This window comes from Sunxiuqinia rutila (assembly GCF_050589705.1).
Lineage (GTDB): Bacteria > Bacteroidota > Bacteroidia > Bacteroidales > Prolixibacteraceae > Sunxiuqinia > Sunxiuqinia rutila.
Genome location: NZ_JBNGOT010000013.1, coordinates 22,189 through 34,286, shown reverse-complemented (window position 1 = coordinate 34,286; position 12,098 = coordinate 22,189). Strand labels below are relative to the sequence as shown.

The window sequence follows — 12,098 nt, the reverse complement described above, 5'->3', positions numbered from 1 at the left end:
CTTCTGTAAATTTCTCTGAGTCTTGAATAATTTTACATATCTTTCCATTTCATTAACTTTTTTCAGTTTCACTGCAATGAAAACCCTTTTACAAACGCTGACAGTTATTACGCTAATGGCTGTTTCTACAACAACAGCAAAGGCACAAAGCAGACTTATTCGCAACCAAGGATTTTTTTATGGTGTTGAAGGCTTTTATGGGCATGGTACAAGCCTCAGTTCAACCCATAGGTATGATGTCGCTAATTTCTCGCCCTCTTCCTACGGACTTAAAGTATCGGCCAATTGGTTTTCGGGCTTCCATTTCTCTTCCGGGCTTACGGCGGGTGTTCTCAATTATGAATCTCCGGGCATGTTAACCTTCCCCCTGTTGGTGAATGGGCAAGGCTACTTAAGTAAAGGTGCCAATACACCACTGGTTTATGCTGAAGTTGGGTATGGGCTTCGGTTTAATCACAAAAGCCAGGACAAAGGACTTCTTTACGAAGCTGGAATTGGCTACCGCCATCGCATTCAACGAAACAATTTCTGGGTTATTAAAGCGGGCTTCCACGGTTTTCACAATAAGCAATGGCTATGGGATTTCGAACTAGGAGAAAACTTCGATCCGAATCATTACATTTGGTACGATCTGAAGCGTCAAACGCTCACAATAACTCTAGGTTTTTATTATTCCACACGCTACTAACGCCAAGGCTTGACGAAGTACTAATCAACCACCTCATTCACAATCTGGCCGATGCAGTGCGATGGAATTTCGTAGCCCAACAAATGCAGAAGCGTGGGCACCAGGTCCACCGCATCAACTCGCCGCAGGGTTGAGCCACGCTTAATTCCCTGTCCAAACCAGATCATTGGAATACGACTGTTGTCGTTGTAGATTGTGCGTTTGTATTTAAACTCCGGCTGCCAGCCTTCTTCAAGGGCAAAAAGCACATCGCCCGAGCGCTTGAAGTTAAATGAGCTGGAAATACGGGCCAATTGGCTTTTCACATAATCGCCCTGCTCAAAATCCACCGCGGGCAAAGCCAGTTTTACCCCTTCAAATTGATTAATGAAGGAAGCCGCTTTTGCCTGCATATCGGCCAAATTCAAATCCCTTTTCTCTATCAAATCACGGTTCAGGTAGATTTGCTGATCACTCACAAATTCCACCCAATCGCCTTGCCCATAGCTAATGTTGAGAAAGGACTTCAACAAGGCAACCATGCTTTCCGGTGCTACAAAACCAACAGGCATATTAAATTCTTCTTTCAGATAGTTTACCGGATAGCTGGAGGCACAGGCCGAAGTAAGCACCATCACATATTTATCCCGACCAACTTTTTGATCCAGAAAATTCAACAGGTGTTCAATGTTGCGATCAAGTCGAAGATACAAATCCTGCATTTCCACCGAACTGGGGCTAAAAGCACCTTGTTCGTAATCCATGGAGGAAAAATTGACAGCCAGCAGATCGGGCGTGCTATCCATCCCCAGTTGCTCGGATTCAATCAGTGCAAGCGCAAAATCCTTAACCATCATATTTCCAAAAGGGGTTGTTTTAAGAATCTTATAACTCCCTGCCTGTTTTTTCAGCTTACTCATATTGTACGGAAACGTATTCCATTTTCCATAGTAGCCCGGCTCCAACAAGTAATCGTCCGCCAAACTTTCGGTATAGCTGCTTGAAGGCAAAAGCAGGCTCCAGTCACGCTCAATGTAGAAATCAGCAAATTTTTTATCGTTGAACTGACGCACCCAATCCGGAAACTGATCAACATAATACGAACTGCTAATCATGTTTCCGGTCAGTTCATCCATCCAATAAGCACCATCTGCCGCATGCCCGGCCGAAAACACCGCGCTGTTCGAATTAAGAGCTACCGAAAAAACCTTGGACGCTTTGTTGGTGCTGACTTTCAGCACATCGCCAATTGTTGGGCTAAGCAAGTTTGCTGCCGACAACTGCCCTTCGCGGGAGTCACTTCCAACGGTGATATAATAATCATCTTCCAAGGCATCGATTTCCTTTTGGCGCAAACGGTCATACCAGGAATCATTTACAATTCCATGCCGATCGGGATAAACTCCGGTAAAAAGTGTAGGCACTCCGGTTGTGTTTTTCTGAATGTGCAATTCCATGGCAGCATTTGAACAAACCGCTCCATCCAACATCAGCCGGCGAAATCCTCCCTGCTGAAAATGACTCCAATACCGACTGATATAATCGGTACGCATCTGCTCCACATTAACCACCACAACCAGGCGTGTTTGGTTGGACGGAGAAGGCGGAACTTGCTGTGAAAAAGCCGGAAAAACGAATAAAAGGAGTAAACTATACAGGAGTGTTTGAAAACGATTCAGCATGGTCATTCTATTTTTTAAAGCGACTCAAAAATATAAAAAAGAAATGAAGGCGCTAACTTACACCCCTCGAAACTCTTTAAGTGAATTGAGGAGTGTACATGCAACAGGCCGGGAATGCGCCTACTGTAATCAGGTGCATGCCCGGCCTGTTTTATACAAGCGAGTTAACTTGAATTTACTTCAGAAAAGACTCCTCATCATCAAACGGATAACGCACAAAAGCTTCGATAGCCTCGTACTCCGCTAAGCCCAATTGGTCATAAACTTTAGCCGTTTCCTGGTTACGGTCTTCAGCCCGTTGCCAGAATTCGCGCTTATCCTCGCCCGGAAACACCGGAAAATCTTTTTGCGACTGGTGTTTAAAAATTGCTTTTCGCTTTCTCAGCAATTCTGAAGGACTGATGGGAACGGCCATTTCAATATCTTCTACATCCCATTCCTGCCAGGCACCACGATACAACCACAGGTAGCAATCATCCAGCCAGGCATCTCCTTCAGCCCGAATTTGACGAATGGCTTTAAAGATAATTTGCAAACACACTTCGTGCGTGCCATGCGGATCCTGAAGGTCTCCGGCAGCAAATATCTGGTGTGGTTTCACCTGACGCAGCAGGTCAACTACCAACTTCACATCGGCTTCGCCAATGGGGCCTTTCTCCACTTGTCCGGTTTCATAAAACGGCAAGTTCAAGAAGTGAACATTGGTATCTTTTACCCCGCAGAACCGGCAGCCAGCTTCGGCTTCTCCTTTTCGAATCAAGCCTTTCACCTGCTTCACAAAAGGAATATCGATTTCACCCGGCTTTTTGTTTTTCAAAAATTCAATCAGGCCTTTGTGTGCCTCGATAAGCTTTTCATTTTTCACTTCCTGGCTTTCCAGTAAATCAATGGTGAATTGCGAAAAGCGAATGGCATCATCATCAAATACCGCAATGTTTCCGGAAGTTTGATAGGCCACATGCACATCGTGTTTCTGATCAACCAAGCGCAGCAACGTTCCACCCATTGAAATCACATCATCATCCGGGTGTGGACTAAAAATCAGGGATCGTTTCACGGCAGGCTCCGGGCGTTCCGGACGCGTTTTTTCTGTTGCTCCCGGTTTACCTCCCGGCCAGCCGGTAATGGTATCCCGTATTTCTCCAAATATTTTAATATTCAAATCATAAGCTCCGCCGTACTGAGCCAACAGGTCACGAAGTCCTTCTTTTTTATAATCATCATCGGTAAGTTTCAAAATCGGCTTTTCAGTTTTCTGACTTAGCCAGATTACAGCTCGTTTAACCATTTTGGGTGTCCACTCGCAAACACCAACCAACCACGGTGCTTTTGTACGGGTAAACTCAGCCGTAGCCGGCTCATCGAGGTAAACCGAAACCTTAGAGTGCAATTGTAAAAACGAAGCAGGCAAGCTGCTTGTAACAGGCCCTTCAATCATCGCTTTCAAAACCGGGGACTTCAGTTTTCCCCAACCGGCTAAAATAATTTCGCGAGCGCCCAAAATCGTATCCACTCCCATTGTAATGGCACGGTGTGGCACCGCCTCCTCGTTTCCAAAATCCTTAACCGCATCAGCAATGGTCACACTGTCCAGTTTTACCAGGCGTGTGGTTGAATTGGCTGTTGAGCCCGGTTCATTGAATCCAATGTGGCCTGAACGACCAATTCCGAGCAACTGAATATCGATACCGCCTGAAGCCACAATCTGAGCTTCGTAGTCCGCACAAAATTCGCCAACCCGATCAAGCGGTAAGCTTCCATCAGGGATGTGAATATTTTCCGGTTGAATATCGATATGGTTGAACAAGTGCTGGTGCATAAAGTGAACGTAGCTTTTTTCACTTTTCGGATCCATCGGGTAGTATTCATCCAGGTTAAACGTGATTACGTTTTTGAAGCTTAAACCTTCTTCCTTGTGCATACGAACCAACTCCCGGTAAATCTGAACCGGAGATGAACCTGTTGCCAAACCAAGCACAGCCTTTTGGCCGCTTGCTTGTTTCTTTTTAATCAGCTCCGCAATCCTTTTGGCGATAAGAAGCGCGCCTTCTTGTGGATTGTCAACGACTTGAACAGGCAGTTTTTCAACTGTCTTCTCGATGTAGTTAAATGTTTTATTCATTGGATTCATTATTTAAGTAATCATCTGTAATTACGTGAAGCGGTACTTTGGCGCCTAAAGGCCCGGTTATTTCCACCGACTGCTCCATCATCATCACTCAAAGTGTGTACGCACACATAACGTTTAATGCACAAGTAATGTTCTCATCAAAATACGATTTCCAGAGCCATATCAACGCTTAATTCAAGCCTGAGTTCAGGTACGATTTTATATTCTCCCGAGAAATCACTTCAAGGGGAAATAAGACATTAGCCGGAGGTACTTTTCGAAACAACAAATAGTTAACTAAGTAACTGATTCCTAAAAAAGCCTGCTTCCGGGGGTTCTGGTTGATCAAATAATTAATCACCCGATCATACACATAGTGAATATTGTTCTTCAACAAATCGTAGCCAACCAAGGCTATGCCTTTGATTCCGGCCTGATCAATAACTGAGGCCGTTAAATAAGCTCCTTTCGAAGTGGACACAAAAATTCCTTTTAGCTTGTCACGGGTGATGATGGTCATCAGTTCGCGACTAAACTCAGACTCATGGGTGTTTTCAAACTCATAGCTCAGGATCGTAAAATCATCCAGCCGGTTATCCCTGAAAAAATCCCGAAATCCTTTTTCTTTCTCACTTAAATGAACCCCATTCTGGATGGCTTCATAAACATGAAGAACAGCAATGTTGCCGGGTTCGGACAATTTTGTATGCAACATTTCGGCCCCTACCCGACCGCTCTGATACAAATCCTGTCCAATAAAACTGATCGGAGTGGCATTGGGAATATTGGTATTGAAAAGCACATAGGGAATTGAACTGGCTTTCAGTTCGTCAAAAAACTCGTTGGCCTCCTGATGAAAGATTGGTGCCAGCAAAACTCCGTCAGGCCGCTGGCTCAGCACCTTTCTTGACATGGCAATAAAGGAAGTCCGGTCGTACAGGTTAAAGTAAAATGTTTCAATCTGTACATTGTATTGCTCCCATTCCGAAATAGCATTCAAAATTCCGGAAGCCGACTGGTTCCAGTAATCATCCTGTAGCGGGTTGGGAACCAAAGCGGCAATTTTATATTTCCTTTTTGCACCAAGGGTACTGGCCATTAAATTGGGTTTATAGCCGGTTTTCTCCAAGGCTTCCATCACTTTCTGAAAGGCTTTTTCCGAAATTTTACCTCTTTTATGCAACACGCGATCGACTGTTGCCACCGAAACCCCGGCCATTTGAGCAATATCCTTGATTCTTATGTTTTTATACTCCGTCATATTTCGTCCAACCAATGATTTATTCTAAAGTTCATTCTACTTTCATAAAGATAATGTTTGCGCACACAAAAACGAAACAACTTACAACTTCAGCCATCATTTCAAACCGCAGGAAAGGATAAGAAACCCAGATGCAATCTCCGGATTAAGGGTAAAAGTGGCCTTCGCTTGTCTTTCTGAAAAACCAATACCTATTCTCATGAAAAAGAGCCTTTTCATTCTCGTCGTGTTTTCACTCATGGCCAGCACCACCGCACAGGACAGCAATCAGCATCAGGTAATCAAACAACTAGAACAGTTGCATGCTTTCATCGAGCACTCGCCCGTTGCCCAGTTGGAAACAGAATACTTCAAAACAATGCAGGCAACCGGTCTGCCGGCTTCAAAGCTAAATTTACCGGATGGCACCTACCACGGAGAAACACCGGCTGATGATTTTGGCTATCGGCACGTAATTCGGTTCGAAGTAAAAAACGGGAAACTCGGCCAGCTTGATTACGATGAAATTCATGCAGATGGACATGCCAAGGAAGCCGATGAGCAGTATGGTGAAAAGATGAGCACCTCGGGCACAACACCAGCCATTGCTTATCCCATTTATGAGAATGCCTTGATGGAACAACAAAACCTGCAGGAACTGGATGCCGTAAGCGGTGCCAGCTATTCGCTCTATCGGTTTAAATTGGCTGTAGCTTACGCCATCGCCACCCACTAAAAAACTTAATCATCATCCCAGCTCCAGGTTGGTCATTTCTTCGGTAGGCCTAAAATCATAAGCCGGGTATTCATAAATTGGCATGCGCATTTCAGTTTCGCCAATGGAATACCCGTACAAGCCTTCGTATTCGCTCACCATTTCGCCCATCCCCTCCAGCTGGTCAAGGTATTCTTTGATTGATTTGGACTCGATAATAATCACCTTCCCCATTTTATGAATTATGGGACTATGCTTTCGCGTTGAATCGTGTTCAAATTGCAGAATTCGACGCCCATAGCGGGTTATTCCAATCACCCGGAAAGTCATACTCTTGCCCACTCCCGGAAGGTTGAGTACATTCCGGTCTGTCGCTAAAAAAGGAAGGTTGGCCTGCTCCTGCAATTGGCTGATTTTATCCACCATATTTTCGGCATCCATAGGTAAATTCCGAATCGTATCGTAATATTTTTCCGGAATCTGACCAATAACCTTTTCTTCTTTTTGCTCCTGAACAGAACGTGCATTCACCGCAAAACTATGGTTGTTTTCCATGTAGCCTTTCACGGTAAAAGTGTAATAAGAAAGCACACCAATAGCGTTTAATACCTGTCGTAATTTGGAGGCATGTCCGCGACGGGATGCAGCCGTTGTAAATACCAGCTGATTGGTAATGGTCCAGCCGGCAGACAAGAGCTTCTGAATACTTTCATTGGCCTCCGGAGTAACTTCCATAGGTGATTCAAAATGCGACTGAATAACAAATTGCTGCACGCCAACTGCAGATGCCTTACGCTTAAACTCGGCCAGAATAGCAACAAGTTTTGAAGTAATTCGCTGAGGTAAGTAGATTGGTAAACGAGTGCCCAGCCGCACCCGCACAATTTCGGCGTACTTCTCCCCGTCCTTCCGTTTTCGGTTGGCTTCCCGCTTCCGCTTGGCCATGGCATACACCGAATCAAAAAGCTGCTCCAGCGCCTGATCTGAGCTCATCAGCGCATCGCCTCCCGTAATCAGAATATCGCGCAACTGCGAATCGTTTTCAAAGTAGGACATTAATCGCTCCAGCTTTTCATCCCATTTTTCGCCGGGCCTCAACTTCTCCTGATCAAAATAGAGGTTCCCATTCTGAAAATCGAACATCCGCTGGCACGAAGCACATAAACCACCACACGTCCGGCCGGCCGTATCCGGAATTAAAATAGCTACTTCCGGGTAGCGTCGATGCACATTGTGGTAAGAGGGTAGCAGCCAGCCTGCAGCATTGGGTTTTCCCGGTCGAACAACATCTTCTTTTTCCCAGGCCGAAATGTTCCCAAACTCGTCAACAAGCTGTCTGGAATAAACAATGTAGTCGCGAATTGCCAAGTCAGCACCAATTGCAAAATACGGCACACGAACATGAAGCAAGGACAGGTAATAAGGATTGACAAAGAAGGGAATACCCGCCTGATAAGCATCATAAAGTACTTTCATGGTATCCGGGTCAAGCGAATAGCCAAGCATTTCGTTGAGCAACTCAGGGGTGCGAACGGCAAACTTCAAATGAAAACGAGGATCGCTCCACCAGTCCAGCACCTGCAAGTATTTCTGCTCATCAGACAGGCCCGCCTGAAATTTGAACTGATCACTTTTTACCAGCCCCTTTTCCACTTGTTTTATAATGACCCTAATTATGCGATCCCGGTTTTCTTCCCGTAGCTTCACAATCCGGGGGTCCAGCCCCGAAGGAAACCGTTCCATCCACGCTTCAACCTGCTTTCGGGACGGGATTTGGCGCTCGCGTTCTCCTCGGTACTGGCGAAAAAGCTCCAGCATATCTTCAAAGAAGAAAGGTTTCGCCCCACCCGTACCATAATTTACCGCCAGCCAGATCATTTTTATCGGATTACTAACGGCCACCTCACCATGCAAGTTCAGGTCCTCATATTCGTGCCCGGCATAATCGATATAGTCCAGAATTCGAATTGCTGCCAAATCCGGCCAATCCAACTGATCAGTAGAAACAGCCTCCCCGCCCTGACGGTAAAACTGAAAAGCTTTCGGTTTTTGCCGCAGTTCTTCCATGACCCAATTACGAACTCCAATCAATGCTTCCGTTTCATTGCGCGAATTTCGCATAAGCTCTTCGAGTATCGGATTCTCTTTCAGTAACCGGTTTAATAATCGATGTGATTTAACATTGATCGCGATTTGATCCAACTGATGAACGATTGACATGACAACCTCCCTTTTCTTTTGATGGCAATTCGCCCGGATTTACAAAAACCAAAACAGCAGAAAAACCACCGCATTCATGAGCACTTAAAAGCAAGAAACGACTGTCTTTAAGTTACAAAATCCGGGACTTTTTATCAAGAAAAACGAAGTACAAATCAGCTCGAAACACGGGAGAACAACCTGGGGCACCCACTCCAAAAGTCCGAATCCATTTTTAACCGGACTTTTACAAATGACTATTTTAAACCAGTGGTATCACTCAATCGTTGTTTCCAAAAGAGCCAAAGTATTTTTTAAAGGCCCTTACGTCAGATATCACCTTGAAGTTTGATGGCAGTTTGCCTTTGATTTGTGCCACCTGGGCACCGGTAAGAAATACTTTCTTGCGTTTAAAAACCTGACTCATTCGCTGCACATAAGCTTCCAGTTCTTCCGATTCCATGCCATTGATCAAAGCTGTAAACACACGGTCAATCTTCTGCAGCCCTTCCAGTTTAAGTAAATCGTCAAGTGGCACATTCTGCCCCAAATAAACCGTTCTGTACCCGGCTTTAAGTGCTAAGTACTGGTAAAACAGGAGGCTCAGTTCATGCATTTCACCTTCCCGCAAATAAAATAAAACGGAAGCCGTGGCGTCGTAATTGGTGTATTTAGAGCAAGCGCGAACCAATAAATGTCGGGTGATGTTGGAAACAAAGTGTTCTTGTGCCGGAAAAATTGAGCCGATTTGCCAATAAATGCCAATCTTTTCAAACAAGGGAAAAACAATGGTCATAAAAGTGTCCTCGAAGCCAAGCGCTGCAATTTCCTGCTCCAACACTTCTTCAAATTTCTGATGATCAAAGTTCACCATATGCACAATCAGCTGATCAATCACTCCCTTCGAAGACAGGGATTTTTCATTCAGTTTCAGCACCTCTTCCTGAATCTGTTCTTCTTCAAATACGGAAACTTTGGAAATCTTGTATCCGTGCTTGACCAGCATCGACACATTCAACAACTTTCTCAATTCATTATCGCTGTAATACCGGATATTTGTTGTGGATCGTTGGGGGTCGAGCAAGCCATAACGCTTTTCCCAAATCCGGATGGTATGTGCCTTAATACCGGAAAGCGTTTCCAAATCCTTTATCGTATAATAGTTCATGGACCAACTGATTTAAATATAAAATGCTCAAACAATCGCTTTGAAAAGCGAGAGAATCATCGAATGACTAGCTCTTGAAATAACTAGCAAAATTAATACATCTAACAAGGCTAGGGGTCTTTTGTTTAAACATCGCGCAAAAACAATAAACACAAAAATAGGATTTAAAAGGTGGAAAACAGAAGTCTGAAATAATTTTCGGGATTAAACAATTCCACTATTTTTGATCTTCAATCCTAAGTAGTATGAAATGAGGTTTATCTATCCTGAATTTTTACCGGCATTGCTTTTTATAAGTATTCCCATACTTATCCACTTTCTTCATTTCAAACGCTACAAAACCGTTTACTTCAGCCAAGTTAATTTTCTGAAAACCATCAAGGAAGAAACCAGGAAAAAAAACAACCTGAAACAATTGCTCATTTTAATATGCCGGGTAATGGCGGTTATTGCCTTGGTTTTTGTATTTGCACAGCCCTATTTCCCCGTCAACCAGCAGGAACGCCATAAAGCCCGCCAGTTGATAGCCATTTATGTGGACAACTCATTCAGCATGAAACGGGAAACGGCCAGCGGCATGCTGCTGGAGCAGGCCAAATCCAAAGCCTTGAGCATTGCAAACAGCTATGGCCCCGGAACCAATTTTCTGCTGCTGACCAACCAAAATTTGCCAAGCCAGCAGCAATTGCTTACCCAAGCCCAACTGATCAGTCAACTGGGAGCCATCAGCGAAAGCCCCGAGTCGCTTCCCCTGTCAAAAGCTCAAAAACTGCTGATCAACCACCTGGACAAACAAAAGCTAAAGGCAGAAGAAGTCATTTATCTAATCTCCGACTTTCAGGAATACACAAGCGATTTATCGGAAATGGAGAACGATACCAATCGTAGCACCATCCTTATTCCACTTCCCAGCACCACAAGCACCAACAACCTGCTTATCGACAGTTGCTGGTTTGAAACTCCCGGACGTCAGAAAAACCGGGAAGAGGCGCTTTGGGTTCGTATTCAGAACCAATCCGGGCAAAGCTACCAGAACTTGCCGGTTCGTTTAAAAATTAACGACACTATAAAAGCAATCAGCAACATAAGCATTGCCCCGGAAACCAGTCAAAATCTTGAACTTCGCTATAAAAACAACCGGGCTGGCACGCATCGTGGGCTGGTGGAGCTGGACGATTACCCGGTGGTGTATGACAACCAGTTCTTTTTTAGCTATGACGTTCGGGCTAAGAATAAGGTACTGGCGATTTACCAACAAGAAGACCCGGCTATAAACAAGTTGAAAGCCCTGTTTCTTAATGATGAAAACATTGACTTTGAACAAACGGGTTCCAAACAAATCCAGCTCAGTCAATTTCCCGAATACCAATGCATTTTCCTGCTTAACCTCAAGGAGATGAGCTCCGGCTTGATCAATGCATTGGATCAATTTGTCAAACGGGGCGGCTCTCTGGCCATTTTTCCGGGGATCAATGCCAACATCAATTCTTACAATGCCTTGTACCGTCAGCTAAAAACCGACCTGATTGAGCAAGCGGATTCGGCAGCCCTGCGCATGGAAGCACTAAACTACAACCATCCCCTGTTGCAGCAGGTGTTTCTTCATGAAGAATCGAACCTCGATCTCCCTAAGGTCAATTACAGCTACCGGTTTTCCCGGTCGAGCCAGAGCCAACAAACCCAAGTCATCGGGTTCAACAATAAGCAAGCTGCTTTATCCGGTTTCCCGGTGGGCTTAGGAAGTTTGCTGAACTTTAGTTTTCCGCTGGACGAAACCGTAACAGACTTTGCCCAACAAGCTCTTTTTGTTCCTTTGCTTTATAATATGGCGCTCAACAGTTTCACCCCGCAGGAAATTCAGCATGAAATTAGCAACAACATGGTTTTAACCATCCCGCAAAACGGGTCTGCACCGATTGCCAAAAAAATAGCCATCAGCCCATTCCATGAGGATAAGCCCGTTCAGCTTTCAGTTTTAAACAACTACGCCAATCAAGTTCGAATCGACCTGCACAACATCATCCGGCAAGCGGGTTTTTACCGATTAACGCTTAGCCCTGAAAACACGCAAACGCTGGCTTTTAATTACAACCGGCAAGAATCCTTATCCCCCACAATCCCTGCAGAAGAACTAACCAATAAGCTGCAAGCAAGCAATTTAAATTTCATGCAGGTGATTGACGAAAAGGAATCGAGTTTTGAGACAGCAATCCAGGAAACGAACAAAGGCGTTGAATTGTGGCAGTACTTTTTAGTGTTAACATTGCTTTTTCTGGCCGCCGAAACACTGATTGCCAGGTTGTGGAAATAACATAAA

General features: G+C 44.7%; 8 protein-coding genes. 3 read left to right on the top strand and 5 right to left on the bottom strand.

Annotation, left to right across the window (positions count from 1 at the left end; translation table 11 throughout):
• Nucleotides 1-76: 76 nt before the first annotated feature.
• The gene (locus tag ACRD6K_RS15395; protein WP_430973980.1) at nt 77-688 is read left to right on the top strand and encodes a hypothetical protein; all 612 of its coding nucleotides are present in this window, start codon (nt 77-79) and stop codon (nt 686-688) included.
• Nucleotides 689-708: 20 nt separating this feature from the next.
• Here ACRD6K_RS15395 and ACRD6K_RS15390 read toward each other — a convergent pair whose 3' ends face one another.
• The 3 genes from ACRD6K_RS15390 to ACRD6K_RS15380 form a co-directional block, all read right to left on the bottom strand.
• Complete coding sequence (locus ACRD6K_RS15390; RefSeq protein WP_430973979.1) at nt 709-2,349, bottom strand: alkaline phosphatase family protein; 1,641 nt, start codon at nt 2,347-2,349, stop codon at nt 709-711.
• A gap of 175 nt (nt 2,350-2,524) precedes the next feature.
• Nucleotides 2,525-4,471, bottom strand: coding sequence for a glucosamine-6-phosphate deaminase (gene nagB, locus ACRD6K_RS15385; RefSeq protein ID WP_430973978.1), 1,947 nt, complete (start codon nt 4,469-4,471; stop codon nt 2,525-2,527).
• 178 nt (nt 4,472-4,649) lie between these two features.
• Nucleotides 4,650-5,720 carry a LacI family DNA-binding transcriptional regulator gene (locus ACRD6K_RS15380; protein WP_430973977.1) on the bottom strand — a complete coding sequence of 357 codons (1,071 nt, stop codon included), beginning with the start codon at nt 5,718-5,720 and terminating at the stop codon, nt 4,650-4,652.
• Nucleotides 5,721-5,919: 199 nt separating this feature from the next.
• On the opposite strand from ACRD6K_RS15380, the gene ACRD6K_RS15375 reads away from it, so the two are divergent.
• On the top strand, nt 5,920-6,435 hold the full coding sequence (locus ACRD6K_RS15375; RefSeq protein ID WP_430973976.1) for an FMN-binding protein: 516 nt from the start codon (nt 5,920-5,922) through the stop codon (nt 6,433-6,435).
• Nucleotides 6,436-6,447: 12 nt separating this feature from the next.
• On the opposite strand, the gene ACRD6K_RS15370 is transcribed toward ACRD6K_RS15375, so the two are convergent.
• On the bottom strand, nt 6,448-8,634 hold the full coding sequence (locus ACRD6K_RS15370) for a KamA family radical SAM protein (protein ID WP_430973975.1): 2,187 nt from the start codon (nt 8,632-8,634) through the stop codon (nt 6,448-6,450).
• A gap of 259 nt (nt 8,635-8,893) precedes the next feature.
• Nucleotides 8,894-9,781 carry a MerR family transcriptional regulator gene (locus ACRD6K_RS15365; RefSeq protein ID WP_430973974.1) on the bottom strand — a complete coding sequence of 296 codons (888 nt, stop codon included), beginning with the start codon at nt 9,779-9,781 and terminating at the stop codon, nt 8,894-8,896.
• Between the two features lie 250 nt (nt 9,782-10,031).
• Between ACRD6K_RS15365 and ACRD6K_RS15360 the strand changes: the two genes are divergently transcribed.
• Nucleotides 10,032-12,092, top strand: coding sequence for a BatA domain-containing protein (locus tag ACRD6K_RS15360; RefSeq protein ID WP_430973973.1), 2,061 nt, complete (start codon nt 10,032-10,034; stop codon nt 12,090-12,092).
• Nucleotides 12,093-12,098 lie beyond the last annotated feature (6 nt).

Bases quoted from the DNA above. Each gene is read 5' to 3' on its own strand.
- ACRD6K_RS15395 (WP_430973980.1), top strand. From the start codon at position 77: ATGAAAACCCTTTTACAAACGCTGACAGTTATTACGCTAATGGCTGTT.
- ACRD6K_RS15390 (WP_430973979.1), bottom strand. From the start codon at position 2,349: ATGCTGAATCGTTTTCAAACACTCCTGTATAGTTTACTCCTTTTATTC.
- nagB (WP_430973978.1), bottom strand. From the start codon at position 4,471: ATGAATAAAACATTTAACTACATCGAGAAGACAGTTGAAAAACTGCCT.
- ACRD6K_RS15380 (WP_430973977.1), bottom strand. From the start codon at position 5,720: ATGACGGAGTATAAAAACATAAGAATCAAGGATATTGCTCAAATGGCC.
- ACRD6K_RS15375 (WP_430973976.1), top strand. From the start codon at position 5,920: ATGAAAAAGAGCCTTTTCATTCTCGTCGTGTTTTCACTCATGGCCAGC.
- ACRD6K_RS15370 (WP_430973975.1), bottom strand. From the start codon at position 8,634: ATGTCAATCGTTCATCAGTTGGATCAAATCGCGATCAATGTTAAATCA.
- ACRD6K_RS15365 (WP_430973974.1), bottom strand. From the start codon at position 9,781: ATGAACTATTATACGATAAAGGATTTGGAAACGCTTTCCGGTATTAAG.
- ACRD6K_RS15360 (WP_430973973.1), top strand. From the start codon at position 10,032: ATGAGGTTTATCTATCCTGAATTTTTACCGGCATTGCTTTTTATAAGT.